Annotated in this window: 19 protein-coding genes; 6 read left to right on the forward strand and 13 right to left on the reverse strand. The window is 72.6% G+C overall.

The window, feature by feature from the left end; translation table 11 throughout:
- The first annotated feature begins 27 nt into the window (after window positions 1-27).
- The gene (locus tag OG242_RS05230) at window positions 28-489 is read left to right on the forward strand and encodes a MaoC family dehydratase (RefSeq protein WP_405897019.1); all 462 of its coding nucleotides are present in this window, start codon (window positions 28-30) and stop codon (window positions 487-489) included.
- Between the two features lie 68 nt (window positions 490-557).
- Here OG242_RS05230 and OG242_RS05235 read toward each other — a convergent pair whose 3' ends face one another.
- From OG242_RS05235 to OG242_RS05245, 3 genes are all read right to left on the reverse strand, one after another.
- The gene (locus tag OG242_RS05235; protein ID WP_405897020.1) at window positions 558-1,181 is read right to left on the reverse strand and encodes a TetR/AcrR family transcriptional regulator; all 624 of its coding nucleotides are present in this window, start codon (window positions 1,179-1,181) and stop codon (window positions 558-560) included.
- Between the two features lie 83 nt (window positions 1,182-1,264).
- Window positions 1,265-1,555, reverse strand: a complete 291-nt coding sequence (locus OG242_RS05240; protein ID WP_405897021.1) for a YiaA/YiaB family inner membrane protein — start codon at window positions 1,553-1,555, stop codon at window positions 1,265-1,267.
- A gap of 59 nt (window positions 1,556-1,614) precedes the next feature.
- Window positions 1,615-2,766 carry an acyl-CoA dehydrogenase family protein gene (locus tag OG242_RS05245; protein ID WP_405897022.1) on the reverse strand — a complete coding sequence of 384 codons (1,152 nt, stop codon included), beginning with the start codon at window positions 2,764-2,766 and terminating at the stop codon, window positions 1,615-1,617.
- 65 nt (window positions 2,767-2,831) lie between these two features.
- Here OG242_RS05245 and OG242_RS05250 point away from each other — a divergent pair, with 65 nt between their 5' ends.
- Window positions 2,832-3,494: a TetR/AcrR family transcriptional regulator gene (locus tag OG242_RS05250; protein ID WP_405897023.1), complete on the forward strand. Its 663-nt coding sequence runs from the start codon at window positions 2,832-2,834 to the stop codon at window positions 3,492-3,494.
- Here OG242_RS05250 and OG242_RS05255 read toward each other — a convergent pair.
- The 7 genes from OG242_RS05255 to OG242_RS05285 form a co-directional block, all read right to left on the reverse strand.
- Window positions 3,491-4,570, reverse strand: coding sequence for a Zn-dependent alcohol dehydrogenase (locus tag OG242_RS05255; RefSeq protein WP_405897024.1), 1,080 nt, complete (start codon window positions 4,568-4,570; stop codon window positions 3,491-3,493). The genes OG242_RS05250 and OG242_RS05255 overlap by 4 nt on opposite strands.
- Before the next feature lie 44 nt (window positions 4,571-4,614).
- Window positions 4,615-6,009: an aldehyde dehydrogenase family protein gene (locus OG242_RS05260; protein WP_405897025.1), complete on the reverse strand. Its 1,395-nt coding sequence runs from the start codon at window positions 6,007-6,009 to the stop codon at window positions 4,615-4,617.
- Window positions 6,010-6,114: 105 nt separating this feature from the next.
- Window positions 6,115-7,473 carry an ABC transporter ATP-binding protein gene (locus OG242_RS05265; RefSeq protein ID WP_405897026.1) on the reverse strand — a complete coding sequence of 453 codons (1,359 nt, stop codon included), beginning with the start codon at window positions 7,471-7,473 and terminating at the stop codon, window positions 6,115-6,117.
- Window positions 7,474-7,610: 137 nt separating this feature from the next.
- Window positions 7,611-8,231, reverse strand: coding sequence for a TetR family transcriptional regulator (locus tag OG242_RS05270; protein WP_405897027.1), 621 nt, complete (start codon window positions 8,229-8,231; stop codon window positions 7,611-7,613).
- A gap of 33 nt (window positions 8,232-8,264) precedes the next feature.
- Window positions 8,265-9,575, reverse strand: a complete 1,311-nt coding sequence (locus OG242_RS05275) for a hypothetical protein (protein ID WP_405897028.1) — start codon at window positions 9,573-9,575, stop codon at window positions 8,265-8,267.
- Window positions 9,572-10,369 (reverse strand): hypothetical protein, encoded by a 798-nt coding sequence (locus OG242_RS05280; protein ID WP_405897029.1) that lies wholly within the window; start codon window positions 10,367-10,369, stop codon window positions 9,572-9,574. The genes OG242_RS05275 and OG242_RS05280 overlap by 4 nt, the downstream gene beginning before the upstream one ends.
- Window positions 10,366-12,501, reverse strand: a complete 2,136-nt coding sequence (locus OG242_RS05285; protein ID WP_405897030.1) for a hypothetical protein — start codon at window positions 12,499-12,501, stop codon at window positions 10,366-10,368. Before OG242_RS05285 ends, OG242_RS05280 begins: the two co-directional genes overlap by 4 nt.
- A gap of 119 nt (window positions 12,502-12,620) precedes the next feature.
- Between OG242_RS05285 and hmgA the strand changes: the two genes are divergently transcribed.
- Genes hmgA through OG242_RS05300 form a run of 3 tightly spaced genes read left to right on the forward strand, consistent with a single transcriptional unit; the run spans window position 12,621 to window position 16,134 of the window.
- Complete coding sequence (gene hmgA, locus OG242_RS05290) at window positions 12,621-13,949, forward strand: homogentisate 1,2-dioxygenase (protein WP_405897031.1); 1,329 nt, start codon at window positions 12,621-12,623, stop codon at window positions 13,947-13,949.
- Window positions 13,950-13,992: 43 nt separating this feature from the next.
- Window positions 13,993-14,793, forward strand: a complete 801-nt coding sequence (locus OG242_RS05295; protein ID WP_405901510.1) for a GntR family transcriptional regulator — start codon at window positions 13,993-13,995, stop codon at window positions 14,791-14,793.
- Between the two features lie 48 nt (window positions 14,794-14,841).
- Window positions 14,842-16,134 carry a type ISP restriction/modification enzyme gene (locus OG242_RS05300; protein ID WP_405897032.1) on the forward strand — a complete coding sequence of 431 codons (1,293 nt, stop codon included), beginning with the start codon at window positions 14,842-14,844 and terminating at the stop codon, window positions 16,132-16,134.
- A gap of 7 nt (window positions 16,135-16,141) precedes the next feature.
- On the opposite strand, the gene OG242_RS05305 is transcribed toward OG242_RS05300, so the two are convergent.
- The 3 genes from OG242_RS05305 to OG242_RS05315 all read right to left on the reverse strand — a co-directional run bounded on the left by OG242_RS05305 (window position 16,142) and on the right by OG242_RS05315 (window position 18,156).
- Entirely contained in the window at window positions 16,142-16,750 is a 609-nt protein-coding gene (locus OG242_RS05305) for a TetR/AcrR family transcriptional regulator (RefSeq protein ID WP_405897033.1), read from the reverse strand.
- Window positions 16,751-16,915: 165 nt separating this feature from the next.
- Window positions 16,916-17,179, reverse strand: a complete 264-nt coding sequence (locus OG242_RS05310; RefSeq protein WP_164640855.1) for a hypothetical protein — start codon at window positions 17,177-17,179, stop codon at window positions 16,916-16,918.
- Between the two features lie 194 nt (window positions 17,180-17,373).
- Window positions 17,374-18,156, reverse strand: coding sequence for an SGNH/GDSL hydrolase family protein (locus OG242_RS05315; protein ID WP_405901511.1), 783 nt, complete (start codon window positions 18,154-18,156; stop codon window positions 17,374-17,376).
- Window positions 18,157-18,529: 373 nt separating this feature from the next.
- Here OG242_RS05315 and OG242_RS05320 point away from each other — a divergent pair, with 373 nt between their 5' ends.
- Window positions 18,530-18,754 carry a hypothetical protein gene (locus tag OG242_RS05320; protein WP_405897034.1) on the forward strand — a complete coding sequence of 75 codons (225 nt, stop codon included), beginning with the start codon at window positions 18,530-18,532 and terminating at the stop codon, window positions 18,752-18,754.
- The last annotated feature ends 52 nt before the right edge of the window (window positions 18,755-18,806 follow it).

The following is an 18,806-nucleotide window of genomic DNA, read 5'->3' on the forward strand; positions in this document are numbered from 1 at the left end:
GCAGAGCGGAAGGCAGGGAGCAGGGACATGGCTGAGCCGAGGATCTTCAACTCCGCGCAGGAGCTGCGGGACGGCGTGGGCGAGCAGCTGGGGTACAGCGACTGGCTGGAGGTCGACCAGAAGCGGATCGGCCTGTTCGCCGACGCCACCGGTGACCACCAGTGGATCCACGTGGACCCGGAGAAGGCGGCGGCCGGCCCGTTCGGGAGGACCATCGCGCACGGCTATCTGACGCTGTCGCTGCTGCCGGTGCTCGTACCGCAGGTGATGGCGGTCGAGGGCGCGAAGATGGGCATCAACTACGGCACCAACAAGGTCCGTTTCCCCTCCCCCGTGCCCGTCGGGTCGCGGCTGCGGGCGACCGCCGTCCTGAAGAGCGTCGAGGAGGCCGGCGGCGGCGTGCAGATCACCGCCGTCGTGACGGTCGAGCGCGAGGACGGCGACAAGCCGGCCTGCGTCGCGGAGTCGGTGTCGCGCTACTACTTCTGAGCCCGCCGCCCGTACGCGCGTACGCGAACGCCCCCGGCCCCGCGAAGGGGCCGGGGGCGCGCCCGTGCTCAGCGCTCGGCGCCGACCATCCGCAGCACCAGACCGGCGTACAGCTCGCCGACCTCGTCGGGCGTCCGGCTGCCCTGCGCGTTGAACCACCGCGCCACGTCGATGCAGAGCGACAGCACCGCGAGGGTGGTGCCCGGCACGTCCAGCACGTCGAACTCGCCGGAGGCGACGCCCTCGCCGATGATCCGGCGCACCACCGCGTCGGTCCTGCGGCGCAGCGCGATGATCTCGGTGCGGTGCTCCTCGCCGAGCGCGTCGAGCTCGTACTGCACCACGCGGGCGGTGGTGTGGCGTTCGGCGTGCCAGCGGACGAAGGACCGCACGGCGGAGGCGAGCCGCTCGGCGGCCGTGCCCCCGCCGTCGGCGGCCGACTCCAGCAGGGCCAGGGCCCGGTCGTGGCCGATCCGGCTGATCCGGTGGAGCAGCTCTTCCTTCGTCTTGTAGTGGATGTAGAGCGCGGCGGGGCTCATTCCGGCGCGGCCCGCGATGTCCCGGGTGGTGGTCGCGTGGTACCCGCGCTCGGCGAAGGCGTCGACCGCCGCGACGAGGAGCCGCCGGGCGGCCTCGGGCGTCACCTCGGCCCACGGCGGGTCCTCGGCGTCGGTCTCCTGCGCCGTGCTCATCGTCGCTCGCCCCTCTCAGTCAGCAGGACGAACACCATACCCCGATCCTGAGCAAGCGCTTAGGGAAACTTTCGCGGGTACGGTCAGAGCTTCTGGAACGGGTCGTGCTCGGCGAGGATCTTCTCCAGCCGGGCCTGGTCGACCCGGCTGACCAGCTGGCCCGCCTCCTGCTTGTCCCGGATGACCTTGGCCAGCGTGAAGCAGGACGTGACGAGGTAGAGGACGCCGATGGCGAGGAAAGCGCGCACCCAGGCATCGGCGTCGAGGAAGTAGATCCCGAGGGTCACCGCGCCCATCGCGATCCCGAAGGACGCGACGGCCTGCCCGTAGTAGGCGGCGGTGTTCTGGTGTTTGACCGGTGTCGTCTCACTCATGGCGCCCAGCATCCGGCGGTATGACCCACGCCACATCCGTACAGGTACTCAGACGGTACTCAGAACGCGGACACCCCGGTCAGGGCGCGGCCGATGATCAGCTTCTGGATCTGGCTGGTGCCCTCGTAGAGCGTCATCACGCGGGCGTCGCGCAGCAGCTTGCCGACCGGGTACTCGTCGATGTAGCCGTAGCCGCCGAAGACCTGGAGGGCGTTGTTGGCGGCCCGGACCGCGGCCTCGGAGGCGAACAGCTTGGCCCGGGACGCGGCGGTGGCGAAGTCCTGGCCGCGGTCGACGAGGTCGGCGACGCGCCAGGTCAGCAGGCGGGCGGCCTCGACGTCCACGGAGATGTCACTGATGAGCTCCTGGACGAGCTGGTAGCCCGCGATGGCCTTGCCGAACTGCTCGCGCTCGCCCGCGTATCCAACGGCCGCGTCCAGGGCCGCCTGGGCGATGCCGACGCAGCCGGCCGCCACCGACATCCGCCCCTTGGCCAGGGCGGACATGGCGATGGAGAAGCCCTTTCCCTCGGGGCCCATCAGGGCGGCGGCGGGTACGCGGACGTCCTCCAGGACCAGTTCGGCGGTGGCCTGGCCGCGCAGGCCGAGCTTGCCGTGGATGGTGCGGCGGGTGAGGCCGGGGGTGTCGGCGGGGACCAGGAAGGCGGAGATGCCCTTGTGGCCGGGGGTGTCGTTGGTGCGGGCGAAGAGCAGCACCACATCGGCCCAGGTGCCGTTGGTGATGAACATCTTGCTGCCGTTGATGACGTAGTCCGCGCCGTCCCGCACGGCCCTGGTCGTCAGGCTGCCCGCGTCCGAGCCGGTGCCGGGCTCGGTCAGCCCGAAGCAGCCGACGGCGTCGCCCGAGGTCAGCCGGGGCAGCCACTGCCGCTTCTGCTCCTCGTCACCCCAGGCGGCGACGGTCTTGGCGACCAGGCCGAGGGAGACCGAGACGATGCCGCGCACCGAGGAGTCGCCCCGGCCCAGCTCCTCGGTCACCAGGCAGTACGCGAGGTGGTCACCGCCCGAGCCGCCGTACTCCTCCGGAACGGTGAGGCCGAGGAAACCGAGCGCGCCCAGCTTCTTCACGATCGACTTGTCGACGTTCTCGGACCGGTCCCACTCGACGGCGTACGGGGCGACGTCGCGGGCGACGAAGTCCTTGGCGAGCTGCCTGACGGCTTCCTGCTCCTCGCTGAGTTCCAGGTTCATCGGCCGCTCCCTCCCTCTTAATTAGCACTGCTAGTTTTCACGTTGCAGGGCCTACTATGTGCCGCATGGCCCGCCCGCGCAAGCCCCTCCTGAGCAGAGAACGCATCGTCGAGACGGCGAGCGCCCTCGTGGACGCCGAGGGGCTCGACGCCGTGTCGACCCGCCGCCTGGCGGCGGAACTGGGGGTCAGCGGGCCCTCGCTCTACAACCACTTCCGGAACAAGGACGAGATCCTGGACGCGGTCGCCGACGCCGTCTCCGCGCAGGTCGACCTGTCGATGTTCGAGGAGTCCGATCCCCGTGACTGGCGGGCCGCCCTGCACGACTGGGCGGTCTCCTACCGTGCGGCGCTCGCCGCGCACCCGCACATCGTCCCGGTGCTCGCCCAGGGCCCCGGCCGCCGCCCGGCCGGGCTGCGGGTCGCGGACGCGGTGTTCGGGGCGATGGTGCGGGCGGGGTGGCCGCCGGCCCAGGCCACGTACATCGGGGCGCTGATGCGCTACTTCATCACCGGCTCGGCGCTCGGCTCCTTCGCCCGGGGGTTCGTGGACGACGAGACGGCCTACGACCCCGCCGACTACCCGCACCTGGGCCAGGCGCACCTGCTGGCCGAGCGGCGCCAGCAGGTGGACGAGGGCGCCTTTGAGACCGGGCTGCGGGCGCTGGTGGACGGGCTCGAACTGCAGTACGCGCAGCTGGGGCCCGCCCACCTTCGTCCGGGCGGCTAGAAGACCACGAGGGCCCGGCCGCCCTTGCCCGCGATCATGTTGTCGAAGGCGGCCGGGATGCCGTCCAGGCCGATCCGCTCGGTGACCATCATGGAGAGGTCGAAGCTCCCCGCCCCGATGTGACCGGCCAGCACCGGCAGGTCGCGGGCCGGGTCGCTGTTGCCGTAGACGCAGCCGGTCAGCGTGCGGCCCCAGTGGAAGATCTCCAGGGCGTTGAAGGTGACCTGCTGGTCCTTGCCACCGATGCCGACGACCGTGGTGCGGCCGCCCCGTCGGGTGGACTCCCAGGCGGCGCGAATGGTGGCGGCCCGGCCCACGCACTCGACGGCCACGTCCGCGCCCTGCCCGCCGGTGAGTTTGCGGATGTCGCGCGGGGTGGTGTCCGAGGCGATGACGTAGTCGGTGGCGCCCGCCCGGCGGGCCAGCTCCTCCTTCTCCGGGGACACGTCCACCGCGATGACCTTCGAGGCACCGGCGATCCGGGCGGCCTGGAGCACGGCGAGCCCGACGCCGCCGATACCGAAGACCACGACGGACTCCCCCGCGCGGACCCGGGCGCTGTGGTGGACCGCGCCGTACCCGGTGAGCACCGCGCAGCCGAGGAGCGCCGCGTCGGTGAGCGGGACGCCGTCCGGGGCGGGCAGCACGCAGTTCCCGGCGACGACGGTCTCCTCGGCGAAGGCGGCCACGTTCAGCCCGGGATGCAGCTCGGTGCCGTCGGCGGTGCGGGCGTGCACGTTCGCCGCGCCCGCCAGGGCGTTCACACAGAGCCAGACCTCGCCGATGCCGCAGTGGTGGCAGCTGCCGCAGGAGGGCGCCCAGTTGAGGACGACGCCGTCGCCCGGGGCGACATGGGTGACGCCCTCGCCGACCGAGACGACGGTGCCGGCGCCCTCGTGGCCGAGGACGGCGGGGACGGGGACCCGCATCGTGCCGTTGGACAGCGAGAGGTCGGAGTGGCAGACCCCGGCGGCGGCGAGGCGGACGCACACCTGGCCGGGGCCGGGCTCCGGCAGGACGATGTCGGTGATCTCCAGCGGAGCTCCGACGGCGGACAGTACGGCGGCGCGGACCACGGACTGGCTCCTTGCTGATCGCTGATCGATGGGCAAGACGCCCCCTAGAACTGGAGGGACTTGGTCTGGAGGTACTCGGCGAGGCCGTGCGCGCCGAGTTCGCGGCCGACGCCGGACTGCTTGTAGCCGCCGAAGGGCGCCAGCGGGTTGAAGCGGCCGCCGTTGATGTCGACCTGGCCGGTGTCCATCCGGCGGGCGAAGGCCACGGCCGTCTCGTCGTCGGCGGCCCAGACCGCGCCCGCGAGCCCGTAGACCGTGCCGTTGGCGATGCGCAGCGCGTCGTCCTCGTCCTCGTACTTCAGGATCGAGACGACCGGGCCGAAGATCTCCTCCTGGGCGATGGTCATCTCCGGGGTGACGTCGGCGAAGACGGTGGGGCTGACGTAGTAGCCGGTGGGCAGCGGGGCCTCGGGGCCGCCGGCGACGAGGCGGGCGCCCTCCTCGACGCCCTTCTCGATGTAGCCGCGCACCCGGGCCTGCTGCTTGGCGTTGACGAGCGGGCCGACGCGCTCGCCCGGCACGTACTTGGCGACGGCCGCCGCTGCGAGCGCCACGGCCTCCTCGTACCGCTCCGCGTCGACCAGCATCCGGGTCCAGGCGCTGCACGTCTGGCCGGAGTTGGACATCACGTTGGCGACGCCCACGTTGACCGCCTTGGCGAGGTCGGCGCCGGGAAGGATGACGTTGGCGGACTTGCCGCCGAGTTCCAGCGCGACGCGCTTGACCGCGCCGCCGGCCGTGGCGCCGATCCGCCGGCCGACCGCGGTGGAGCCGGTGAAGGAGACCAGGTCGACGTCCTCGTGCGCGGCGAGGGCCTGTCCGGCGACCGGGCCGAGGCCGGTGACCAGGTTGAACACGCCCGCGGGCAGCCCGGCCTCCGCGACGGCCTCGGCGAAGAGCTGGGCGGTCAGCGGGGTGTCCTCGGCGGGCTTGAGGACGACCGTGCAGCCGGCGGCCAGCGCGGGGGCCACCTTGGCGACGATCTGGTGCAGCGGGTAGTTCCAGGGGGTGATCGCGCCGACGACGCCGACAGGCTCCAGGAACACCGTGGAGTTGCCGTGCCGCTCCTCGAAGGCGTACGTGGCGGCGAGCTCGGCGTACGTCCCGGCGACCATGACCGGGAGGCCCGCGTGCACCGTCTGCGACAGCTTGAGCGGGGCGCCCAGCTCGGCGGTGACCGTCTCGGCGATCTCCTCCGCACGGGTTCCCAGCACGTCGCGGAGCGCGGCGATGCGGGCGGCGCGCTCCGCGGGCGGGGTGGCGGCCCAGCCGGGGAAGGCGGCGCGCGCGGCCCGTACCGCGGCGTCGACGTCCTCGGCGGTGCCGGCCGGGACGTGGCCGACGACCTGCTCGTCGGCCGGGTTCACGACCGCGATCGTGTCCGTTCCCGCGGCGGGCCGCCATGCGCCGCCGATGTACATACCGTCGTGGGCCTTCATCGCTGTTCCTCCCGGGCACGGTGACGGACGGGGTCGTCCGGATCCCAAACTAGCGCTGTTAGTTTTCAGACGCCAGAGACCCCCGTCACGTGCCGGGCTTCCCGTCTACATGTCCAGGCCGGGGACGTCCTTCGGCAGCGGGCAGATGCGGCGGCCCTGGTGGTCGAAGACGTACAGGTGCGCGAGGTCGACCAGCAGCGGCACCTGGCCGCCGGTGCGCAGCATCATGTCGGGCCCGGTCCGCACGACGAGATCGCTGGCGGTGACGGCGGGGCGGTCCGGGCTGTGCACGCCCTGCGGCAGGTCGTCGGCCTCCGGCGCCTCCAGGACGGCGACCGAGCCGCCGACGTAGGAGGTGGCGCGCTCCTTGATCCGCTCCAGCACCCCGCTGCCGCCCTGGCCGCCGCGCCGCCTGCGCACGGGGCCCCGGTCGGGACGGGCCGACTCCAACTCGGGGACGACGGCGGGCCGCGAGCCGGTGTTGAGGTGGACCAGCGCCTCGTGGCCCTGGTACTCGACGTGCTCGACGATGCCGCTGAGCGCGACCTCGCCCGGGCGGGCCTGGCTGGGCGGGGCGATCCGGACCGCCTCGGAGCGCAGCCCGACGATGATCGGGCGGCCCTGCTGGATGCGCAGCAACTGGTGGTCGGGGCTGAGCGGTTCGGGCAGCGGGAGGCGCTGGCGGCCCAGGTCGATCGACATCCGGCCCTCCAGGGGCGCGTGCACGACGGCCTGGATGAGGTTGATCCGGGGCGTTCCGATGAACGCGGCGACGAACACGTTCTCCGGCAGCGCGTACACCTCGCGCGGCGGGCTGACCTGCTGGAGGACGCCGCCGCGCATGACGGCGACCCGGTGGCCCAGCGACATGGCCTCGGCCTGGTCGTGGGTCACGTAGACCGTGGTGACGCCGAGTTCCTTGGTGAGCTGGGATATCTCGGCGCGCAGGTGGTTGCGGAGCTTGGCGTCGAGGTTGGAGAGCGGCTCGTCCATGAGGAAGGCGGATGGCTGGCGGGAGATCGCGCGCCCCATGGCGACCCGCTGGCGCTCGCCGCCGGAGAGCTGGCCGGGGAGCCGGTCCAGGACGCGCTCGATCCCGAGCATCCTGGCCGTGTTCTCGATGCGCTCGTTGTGGTCCGCGCGCGGGTTCTCCAGCTTCAGCGGGAAGCCGATGTTGTCCCGGTTGGTCATGGTCGGGTAGAGCGCGAAGTTCTGGAAGACCATGGCCATCCCGCGTTCGCGCGGGGTGAGGTGGTTGGCCGGTTCTCCGTCGAGGAGGATCTCGCCCTCGGTGGTGTCCTCCAGGCCGGCGATCATGCGGAGCACGGTCGACTTGCCGCAGCCGGAGGGGCCGAGCAGGACGACGAACTCGCCCGGGTCGATGGAGAGCGAGAGGCGGTCGACGGCGCGCGAGGACCGTCCGTAGGCCTTGCTGACGTTGTTCAGAGTAATGGCGCGAGTCATGTGTTCCGCCCGGGAGGGATGTTGGTGGAGCGGTGGGGAGCGGCAGCAGTGGCCTGAAATTAGCCCACTACGCCCCGTGAGGGAATGACTCGCGCAAAGTTGGGCAGGGCGGGGAGCGGTTCACAGCTTCCGGGTGCTCAGTCGAGCCTGCGGGCGAGGTAGGCGTGGATCAGTTCGCGGGTCTCGTCGACGATCGCGCCGTCGCCGGACGGGTCGCCGCGGAAGGCGAGTTTGAGCAGGGCGTCGGCCGCTTCCACGCAGACCAGGATGGCGCGCAGCAGGTCGTCGTCGGCGTCCCGGCCGAGCTGTCCTGCGAGGAGTCCGGTGAGCCGGCCCGCGACCCGCTGGTTGGCGTCGTCGGCCGGATCCTCGTCGGGTGCGGGGGCGCCGAAGTCGACGAGGGCGAAGCCGGGGACGGACCGCTTCATCGCCAGGTACTCGTCGAGCACGGCGTCGATCGCGCCGCGCCAGTCGGCCGGCTCGATGGCGGTCAGGCGGGCGGTGATGCGCTCGGCGTAGCTGTCGAGGTTGCGGCGGGCCAACGCGTCGGCCAGGGACCGCTTGTTGGAGAAGAAGCGGTAGACGGAACCGATGGGCACCCCGGCGCGTGCGGCCACCGCCCGGGTGGACAGCTGCTCGTAGCCGGTCTCGTCGAGGAGTTCGGCGCAGGCGTCGAGGATCCGGGCGAGGCGTTCGGCGCTGCGCTGCTGCACCGGGGTGCGGCGGAGGTTCGTGTTCGCTGAGGGCACGCCTTCCATGATGCCGTGGGCCTCCTGGGCGGATGGCGGGGGTCAGGCGATGAGCAGGGCGAGGCCTCCCACCGTGTACGCGATCATCAGGACGAGCAGCGGGAGCTGGCCGATGACGGCGCGCCGGGGCGGCATGAGCCGTACGGACCTGTCGTGTGCGGCGATCACCCCGAGGACGTGGCCGGTGACGATCGCGAAGACCTGGAGGGTGGCGACGCCGCCGGACCCCAGGGGCGGTTCGGGCGCGGCGGGGCGGTCGGCGCCGCATGCCTGCGCGAGGGTGCGCGGGCCCTCGGTGACGAAGAGCGTGAAGTAGTGCGCGACGAGGTAGCCGAGGGCGATGGGCACCAGGGAGTGGGCGAACGCGGTGAGCGGATGGGGCAGCCCGCCGCACACCAGCCGGGTGGCGCCCGCGCAGAGCGCGTACAGGGTGGCCACGAGGGCGACGGCGGCGAGGAGTCCGAGGGTGGCGGTGGTGGTGCGGCCCAGTGCGGAGGTCTGCACGGTGGTGATCCAGCGCGGCGCGTCGGAGAAGCCGTCGTACGCGGTGGAGCCGAGCATCACGCAGACGGTGGCGACGAGTCCGGGAAGCCGGGGCGTCGCGTCGAGCCCGTTGAACGGGGAGCGCACGACGAGGAGCCCGTCGGCGGGGCGGCGGCCGAAAGGGGAGAGCCGGGCGAGGAGGCCGGAGTACACCTCGAAGGCGTCGGCGTGGTCGAACCAGCGGGCGCCGTACACCACCGCACCCGTGAGGTGGACGGCCGCGTAGCCGCCGAGGAACACCAGCAGGGCGGTGGGCGAGGCGGGGTCGGGGGCGACGAGTTCGAGCCAGGTGAACGCGAGGAGCCCGGCCGCGGCGGGCCGCATCCCGAGGCGTACGGGCAGGGGGCGGCCGGTCCCCGGGTCGCGCCCGGACGCCCGGCAGCCGAGGAGGTACAGGGTGCGCAGCGGGTTGAGCAGTCGCCAGACGGGCCCGAGGAGCAGGGACGCCGGGACGAGACCGACCCACAGGAGGACGTAGACCGCGCCGGGCGCCGGGTTGCGGTCCGGGTCGGCGGGCCCGAGGAGCAGCCACAGCACGACGGACAGCGCGGCGGCCAGGCCGAGCGCGCGGGCGGTGACCCGGGTGGCGCGGGCGTCGGCCACGCGCTGGACGGCGGCCGGCAGCGGGCGGCCCGCGCGCTCGCCCCTGAACCGCGAGTGGGACCAGAGCAGGCCGAGCGCCAGGAAGGAGACGAAGAGCGCGGCGAAGGCCCCGGCGAACGCGTAGAACGGCGAGAGGGGCAGGTCGTGCTGGGCCCCGATGCCGTGGGCGAGGACGCGCACGGCACCGGGGGCGGGAGTGCCCGTCACCGGACGACGAGCTGGGTCAGCAGCAGGTCCGACTCATGGGTCTCCACCTCGAAGAGGCCGGCGCGGTCGGCGGTGAAGGTGACCGTGACGGTCCGCCCGGCGGGCAGCTTCGCCTCCTTGTCGTAGCCGTGGACGTGCAGGACGTCGTCCCGGTCGCTGCGGACGCGCAGGCGCACGGTGCGGCCCTTCTCGATCTCGGTGCGGCCGGGGGCGGGGGCGACCTTGCCGTCCTTGATGGCCACATCGATCGTGGTGGCGTCGGGGTCGGCGCTCGCGGAGGCGTCGGTCAGCGTGGCGGCGGCCCGGACCGGGGCGGAGCCGACGGCCCAGGCGGTGTGGTCGTCGGCGTACAGGCCGGCGGTGAGCCGGGTGCCGCCCCCGGCCGTACGCAGCAGCGATTCGGGCAGGTGGAACCAGGCGCCGTAGACCCGGGCGAGGGGGTGGCCGTCCAGGAACAGCCGGGCGTGGCCGCGTCCGGCGAGCGCGCCTCCGCCCACGCTGTCCGGGGTGAAGCGGAAGTTGCGGACGGTGAGGTGGACGTTCCAGCCGTCCTCCGAGTCGGGCCGGACGGCGAGGTCGACCTCGGGCGCGCCGTCGGCGTCGACCTGGCGGAGCCGGTGGCCGTCGCCGTCGTCGGCCTTCAGGAGGCGGCCGTTGCTGCCGGTGTCCTCGGCGTGGCTGGTGCCGGGCTTGTGGTGGGTGGTGGGCCTGCCCCCGCAGGCGCCCGCGCCGAGGGCGAGGACGGCCGCGGTGAGCAGGGCGAGGGCGGCGCGGGCGGGGCGTGCGCGGTTCATGAGGGGTCGCCTTCCGGGGCCGGAGCGGTGTGCGGGGAAGCGGCGGCGGTCGCGGGTTCCGCAGAGGGGCCCGGTGCGTCGGCGCCCTCCGTGCCGCCGCCCCCGTCCCGGTCCGCGCCTCCGGCGCCCTCCGCGCCCCGCTCCCCGTGGCGGGCGGCGGCCACGACGGCCCAGACGACCCAGACCAGGCCGAGCAGTCCGCGTACCCAGGCCGGGCTGAGCGGGATCCACGGGATCATGAACACGCCCTTGTCCAGCGCGTCGAGGAGCGTCAGCGCGCCCAGGACCACGGTCACCCAGCCGAACACCGGGCGCGCCGGGCGCAGCGCCAGGCCGATGCCGGTCCACCAGAGCCCGGTGAGCAGCAGCGCGAGGGCGGGCACATAGGTGGCGGCGAGGCCCGTGGTCGATCCGGCGACGTCGAGGCCGAGGCCGACGAGTCCGAGGACGGACGCGACCGTGGCGAGCCTGCTGGTGCGGAGCCGCCGCCACCAGAGCACCCCGCCGACGAGCACCAGGACCACGGCGATGCCCAGGGCGGCCTGCACCTCGATGCGTTCGATGCCGCGTGCCCCGTACCAGTCGCAGCCGGCCGGCAGCCTGCGGGCCCGTACGTCGTAGTCGGCGCAGACCAGCAGCTGGGCGAGCTTGACGGGTTCGCCGGCGATCCGGTCGGTGGAGCCGGAGACCGCGCCCCGTTCGTCACCGCAGCTGGGCAGGGAGCGCGGGGTCGAGGCGCCGGTGTCGGACTGCCAGCAGTTGCCGTCGCCCTGGCCGTCCCACCAGACGTCGGTGCCGTTGGGACGGGCCTTGCCGTTCTTGTCCTTGCCGAGGTGGTTGCCGGCGTACCGGTTGTGGTGCGAGGTGTCGGTCTGCTTGCCGAGGGCGTTCTCGCCGCGGATGAAGGCGGGGACGGCGCTCAGGAAGAAGGCGGCGCGGTCCTGCCCGTAGATCCAGTTGTCCTCGTAGAGGTTCCAGTTGCCGCCCGCGGTGATGATGCCGGTGCCCGGGGGCATGGAGATCTGGGGGCAGACCACGCCGTCCTCGTAACCCCGCTCCGCGGGCGGTTCGGCGCAGGTGCCGTCGGCGACGTAGCGGTAGTAGTCGGCGTTGTTGTCGTGGATCAGGTTGCGCTCGAAGCGGGCGTGGTTCTGCGGGAGTCCGGGGTGGCCGGGGAAGGCGCTGTCCATCGAGGCGCCGCCCATGTTGTGGTCGAACTCGTTGTCGTGGACGTAGACGGAGTCGCCGGCGGTGCCGGAGTAGCCGACCATGCTGTGGTGGCTGTGGCAGCCGGTGATCTCGATCGAGTAGCGCGGGACCTCGTAGCCGTAGCCGTCGTTGATGTCGGAGGCGCTGCCCGGGTAGATGCCGGAGTCGCCGTTGCCGTAGGACTCGCAGTTCTTGTACAGCCCGTGGTCGCTGGCGAAGGTCAGGAAGCCGTACTCGTCGTTCCAGCGGGTCAGCACGTCGTCGATGACGAAGCCGTCCTGGGCCAGGACGTAGAGCGAGTTGAAGGTGGTGCGCTGGGCGGTGAAGTTCTTGAAGTAGGTCCCGTCGGACTTGTCCGAGCGGATCGCGTTGAGCTTGCGGTACTTGGCGTCGATGACGACGTCCGTGCGCGCCGCGCCGGTGCCCTCGATCTGGAGGTCCTTCTTGCCGAGGATCGCCACCAGGTTCTGGTTGTGCGGGCACTTCGCCTGCTGCTCGTAGCTGAGGATCTGGTAGCCCAGCTTGGAGTCGGGGGCCTTGAGGTGGGCGCACTCCCCCGCCGGCGCGGGCAGCGAGGGCTCCTCCTCGTACAGGCCGGGGAGGATCGCGATGTTCTTCCCAGGCCCGTCGACGGCGTCGACCGCCTGCTGGAGGTGGCGGTAGCCGGAGGTGCGGCACCGTTCGAAGAGCTTCAGGTTCCTGGCCTTCAGGGCCTCGGGGAAGCCGGAGACGCGGCGCTCGAAGTCGGCCCGGTCGGTCTTGCAGACCAGGAGATCGGGCTCCGCGGTGCGGTACGCGGGGACGCTGCCGGTGCCGTCGGGCAGGGTGACCGGCCGTTCCTCGTGCGCCTGGGCGGCCGGGGCCGCGCAGAGGGCGGCGGCGAGCGCCGCCAGGACCACCAGAAGTCTTCGTGTCCACGACATGTGGCGGAGAGTAGAGCATTGTTCAGCTTTTTGAACCCCTTCTGCGCGACGAATGCCGTTGACTCGCCACGCTTCCATTCCTACGGTTGTGCATAGGATTCCTTCGGACGGGAGCGCACATGGGCGGCATCGAGCAGGCGAGGAAGACGGCGGAGGGGCTTGAGCACTCCGCCGGTTTCGGCAATCAGCACAGCTCGGAGGCGGTGCCGGGAGCGCTCCCGCACGGGCGCAACTCCCCGCAGCGCGCCCCGCTCGGGCTGTACGCGGAGCAGCTGAGCGGTTCGGCGTTCACCGAGCCGCGCGCCCACAACCACCGCACCTGGCTGTACCGCATCCGCCCCTCGGCGGCCCATCCCCCGTTCGTCCGCACGGACAACGGCGCGCTGCGCACCGCCCCGTTCACCGAGACCGTGCCCGACCCGAACCGGCTGCGCTGGGACCCGCTCCCGGAGCCCGCCCCCGGCACGGACTTCGTGGCCGGCCTCTGGACCCTGGGCGGCAACGGCGACGCGGCGCGGCGCACCGGCATGGCCGTACACCTGTACAGCGCCAACGCGGCCATGACGGACCGGGTGTTCAGCGACAGCGACGGCGAGCTGCTGATCGTCCCCCAGCACGGCGGGCTCCTCCTGCGCACCGAGCTCGGCCTGCTGCGCGCCGAGCCCGGCCATGTCGCGCTGATCCCGCGCGGTGTCCGCTTCCGGGTGGAGCTGCTCGACGAGACCGCCCGCGGGTACGTCTGCGAGAACTACGGCCGCCCCTTCGTCCTCCCGGACCTGGGACCGATCGGCGCCAACGGCCTGGCCAACGCGCGGGACTTCCTGGCCCCGGTCGCCGCGTACGAGGACGTGGAGCGACCGGTCGAGGTGGTCAACAAGTACTGCGGCAACCTCTGGTCGGCGACGTACGACCACTCCCCTCTCGACGTGGTCGCCTGGCACGGCAACCACACCCCGTACGTCTACGACCTGCACCGCTTCAACGTCATCGGCTCGATCAGCTACGACCACCCGGACCCGTCGATCTTCACGGTGCTGACCTCGCCGTCGGACACGCCGGGCCTGGCCGGGGTCGACTTCGTGGTGTTCGCGCCGCGCTGGCTGGTCGGCGAGGACACCTTCCGCCCGCCGTACTTCCACCGCAACGTGATGAGCGAGTACATGGGCCTGATCGACGGCGCGTACGACGCGAAGACGGCCGGAAAGGGCGGCTTCGTACCCGGCGGCGGCTCGCTGCACAACATGATGTCGGCGCACGGCCCGGACCGGGAGACCTTCGACAGGGCGAGCGCCGCCGAGCTCAAGCCGCAGAAGATCGACGACGGTCTCGCCTTCATGTTCGAGACCCGCTGGCCGGTCGTCGCGACGGAGCAGGCGGCGACGGCGGACCACCTGCAGCCGGGCTACGACGACGTATGGCAGGGTCTGAGCCGCAACTTCAGGCCGTGACCAGGCCCTGGCCGTGACCGGACCCCCGGGCCGGCGACGACGCATGCAGGAGAACCAGGTGCCGCAGCCCGCTCAGAACACCCCCGCGCCCCGGGGCACCGCCTTCGCGCCCGACTCGCTGGTCCTGAACCGCAAGCTGCCGCTGTGGTACCAGGTCTCGCAGTCGCTGCGGGCGTCGATACTCGGCCGCTCCCCGGACGCCACACTCCGGCTGCCCACCGAGGAGCAGCTCGCGGCGCACTACGGGGTCAGCGTCCTCACCATGCGCCAGGCGCTGAAGGAGCTGGAGGCGGAGGGCCTGATCAGCCGGCACCGGCGGCGCGGCACGTTCATCGAGCCGCGCGCCCGCCGGAGCTCGCCGGTCCGGCTGCTCGGCTCGATCGACGCGATCGTGGCCCAGCAGTCGGGCGAGCGCTCCACATTGCTCGACCACGGCCCGGTCCCGGTGCCGGGCGACGTGGCCGAGCACTTCCCGGGCTGCACGGAGGTCGTCGGCTACCGCCGGCTGCGGTGCGAGGAGGCGAGCGGCGAGCCGACCAACTGGGCGCAGAACTGGGTGCACCCCGAGGTCGCGGCGGACCTGGACGCGGCCGACCTCGACCGCTGGCCGATGACCAAGGTGCTGCGCGACCGGGTCGGCGTCCCGATCTCCCGGATCACCGACACGGTCGAGGCACGCCTCGCCGACCCGGCCACCGCCGAGCTGCTGGGCGTCCCGCTGCTGAGCCCGATCCTGTACTACACGGGCGTCACGTACGACGAGGACGGCCGGGTGGTCGACGTGGCGCAGATCCGGTACCGGGGTGACCGGTTTTCGTTCTCGGTGACGGTGGAGGCGCACTGAGCCCGCGCGGCAAGGCGCCCTGACGCCGCCCCCGTCGCCGCCGTTACGATGCCGGGGAAGGCGGCGGGCGTGGCAGGCGGGGAGGGCGAGACGGTGGCAGCACCGGCAGCGGCCGGGTCCGGCGAGGGCCCGCGCGGCCCCCTCCTCGACGACCTCATGCCCTGGTCCGTACGGCCGCTGCGCACCGGGCGCCCCTGGGTGACCGCCCCCGACGCGGTGTCCCTCCGCGCCCGTTGGGACCGGCTCGTACGGGCTTCGGGCGAGGAGCGCGAGCGGCTGTTCGCGCCGACCCGCGCCCGTACGCAGCAGACCGCCGTGGCCGCCCTGCCCGGCCGGTCCAGCGCCACCGGCCGCTTCGCCCGTGAGTCGGGCCCGTGCCCGGAGCCGGTGCGGGTGCTGCACGGGCCGTTCGACGAACAGTGGCTGCTGCCCGACCACCGCCTCATCGACGTGGCCCGGCCCGAGCTGTGGCGGGTCGCCGACGACCACCAGCTCTTCCTCGTCGAGCACGGCCGGGTGCCGAACGATCCGGGCCCCGCCGTGTCGGTGACGACGCTGCTGCCCGACGGCCACTCCCCCGCCGGGCGCCCCGGCCGCGTCCGCCCGCTGTACCGCCGCCCCGGCGGCCTCGAACCCAACCTCGCCCCGGGCCTGCTCCCGGCGCTGCGTGCCCGGTACGGGGGCGGGGTCACCGCCGAGTCGGTGCTCGCCTGGGTCCTGGCGGCGGCCCGGTCCTCACCGGCCGGCTGCGTGGTCCCGCTCCCGGCGGACGCCGCGCGCTGGGCGGAGGGGGTCGAGCTGGGCCGTGAGCTGCTGCGGCTCCAGCTGCGCGGGGCGCGCGGGGCGGAGCGCCCCCGGCTGCCGGGCGGACAGCGCCCCTATGTGCGTGCCGCCGTCCCGCCGGCCCCGGGGCCGCTGTCGTACGACGCCGAGGAGCGGGTGCTCCACCTGGGCTCGGGGCGCGTCTCGCCGGTGCCGGCCGGTGCGTGGGAGTTCCGGGTGAGCGGGGTGCGGGTCCTCGATCTGTGGTTCGAGCGGCGGACGGCGGGGCTCGGGGCGGCGGCGGGGCCCGGGGCGGCGGGGCTTGAGGCGATGCGCCCCCGCGCCTGGCAGCAGGAGTGGACCTCGGAGCTGCTGGAGCTGGTCACGCTGCTCGCCCTGCTCGCCGGACTGCGGCCCCGGCAGGAGATGCTGGCCGGCGCGCTCGCCGCGGCGCCGGAGACCGGGGCGGACGAACTGCGCGCGGCGGGGGTGCTGCCGGTCGCGGAGGCGGCGCGGCGGCCCGCCTCGGTGCTGGACCACCGGGAGGAGGGCCCGGACGGGCAGTTCGCGCTGCTTTGAACGGGGCTCAGTCGGACAGCGCGGCGGGCCGGTCCAGGTCGCCGAGGAGGCGGACGAAGCCGGACTCCAGGAAGGCGCGGAGCTCGTCGAGGGCGCCCGGCTCCTCCAGGGGCCAGCTCGTGACGGCCTCCTCCGCGAAGGCGAGCCAGGCCCGGGTGGCCAGCGCGAGCCGGGGCGACTGCGGCATCCCGAGCCGCCGCTGCCCCTCGACCACCCGGGCGGCCAGGGTGGCGCGGGTGGCCTCGACGATGTCCCCGGCGGCGGGGTGGCTGCCCGATGCGCCCCGGACGAGGGCGCGGTAGACCTTGCGGCGCCCGGTGACGTACGCGACGAAGCCGGCGATGAACGCGCGCATCCAGCGGACCGGGTCCAGCGAGGGGTCCGGTTCGGTGGCGGCGGCGAAGTCGTCGCACTCCCGGCGCACCACGGACCGGTAGAAGTCGCGCTTGGAATCGAAGTAGTGGAAGAGCAGGCCCCGCGATATGCCGGCGCGCCGGGCCACCGCGTCGGTGGAGAGCTCGTCCAGCGAGCACTCGACAAGCATGTCCACGCCAATCGCCACCAATTGCGCCCTCCGCTCGTCGGGGTGCAGACGCGCGGCTCGCTTCTCGGGCATGCGCACAGTGTAGAAGTACTTCGGGACCGAATTACCTCGGCACCCATACAAGCCCTGCGAACACAGTGCGTGACCGGGCGCGGACATGGCGACGCGCCACTGCCGGCTCCGGGGATGACGGAAGAGCGGGCAGCAGCGCGCTGCGGGAACCAGGGCCGCCTTCGGTCAGCGGCGGCTGCCGAAGAGCGAGCGCCGCAGCCGGCGCAGCGGAGCGAAGAGCGAGACCCGTGCGCTTCTGCTGCGACGGGTGTGCCCGGCGTCGCGCGAGGTCAGCTCGCGCATCAGCAGTGTCGCTTCCGCGGACTCGCGCTGCGGGACGACGGGGCCGCCCAGCACCGCGAGATGGCGGTCGAGGCGCGAACTCGTCGCACCGCTCCCGCATGTAATGGCAGGCACGCGCGCCCTGCTGCGCACCGTTATCTGTTCCATGTCACTCCCCACCCGTACGAGGGCACTCGGCCCGGGCAGGTTAACCCTATCGCCTGCCACCGACACTCGTGTATCCCGGGCACGGGATTGCGCACACATATACGGAGGTTGACGAACCGTCGGCGAATCCTGCCGATTCCGGGGCGAGTTGGCCGGCCGGTGGAAGGCGCGCCCCTCGCGGGGCGCGCCACCGGTCAGTCGAGCGCGTTCAGGACGGGCAGATAGCCACCGGACTGCCCGGCGGCGAAGGGGTGGTACGACTCGCCGATGTTCAGCCAGTTGAGGCTGTGCAGCCAGGCGCTTCCCGAGCAGATCTCGTGCCCGGCGAAGGCGCTGGTGACGTCACCGAAGCTGAAGCCGTGGTCCGCGGCACGCTTGGCGGTGGCCGCGTTGAGGTAGTCGGCGGCGCCGTTGATGGCGCTGCGCACCTTGTCGCTCAGTCCGACGACGCAGCTGCCGCCGATCTTGTAGAAGCGCGGGTAGCCGAGGACGACGACATGGGCGGCGGGCGCCTTGGCCTCGATCGCGTCGTACACCGAGTTCAGCTTGCCGGGCAGTGTGGTGTCCACGTAACTGCGGGCGGTGGCGATGCGGTTGAGACAGGTGGACTCCGAGTGGAGGACGCAGGTCGTCATGACGTCGGAGAAGCCGGCGTCGTTGCCGCCGATGGAGATCGAGACGAGGTCGGTCGAGGAGTTCAGCGGCCCGAGCTGACTGGCGATCACATCGCCGGTGCGCGCCCCGGAGCAGGCAGTGAAGGAGAAGGAGGCCGGCGAGTGGGCGGAGGCCCAGAGGGAGGGATAGGCGAGGGTGCTGCGCTTGCAGTCGCCGCTGGAGCCGATGTAACTCCCGGAGCCGACGCCCGAGGAGTACGAGTCCCCGAGGGCGACGTAGTCGACGGACGGTGCGGCGTTCGCGGTGGTCGCCCCGGTCAGGGCGATGACGGCACCGAGCAGGAGCGAGGACGAGAATGCCACGAGTCTGGACAATTTCACGGGATCTCCCTTGGACCGGCCGGCAGGATCTCTGCCTACTCAGTGGTAGCAGCGCGGACCGCCTTTCCGGAAGTGTTCATGCCAAGTTGAACGGATGAGCTTCTGCCGACGCCCCCGTGTCGGACGATCACTCCAACTCCCCGATCCGCCAAGAGGGTTGCAGCCGTTCGAATCGGGTGGTCTACTCCATTGGTCTACGCCAATGCCCCGCGGACAGGAGTCGACTCCTGGGCACCCGGCGCATCGCGGCGGCACCGTGCGTCCTCATGGGGCGAGCCGTGCCGCCGCGGCCCGTACCTCCGTGCCGGGCCGCTGAATTCCGACCGAGGCGCACCGACGAGAAGAGGCGAATCCCGTGAAGTTCCTGACCGGACTCGGCGACACCCTGCTCCGCAAGCTGGTGCCCGAAGCCGAGGCGCAGGCCGCCTGCGTCACCTGCGGCACCGGCTGTACCTCGTACAAGGACTACAAGTGCGAGATGGGCATCCGGCAGTTCGGGCGGTGCTGCTACATGGCGGGCGGCAGCGGCTGCTCCGCCCCGTACTGCAGCAGCTGGAAGTTCTGCGGCAACTACTGCTGACCCCGCCCGCACCCTGACCGGCGCGGCCGGAGGCTGACCGGCCGTTCCACCG

Origin of the sequence: Streptomyces sp. NBC_00727, from assembly GCF_045161745.1 — a bacterium.
Taxonomy (GTDB): Bacteria; Actinomycetota; Actinomycetes; order Streptomycetales; family Streptomycetaceae; genus Streptomyces.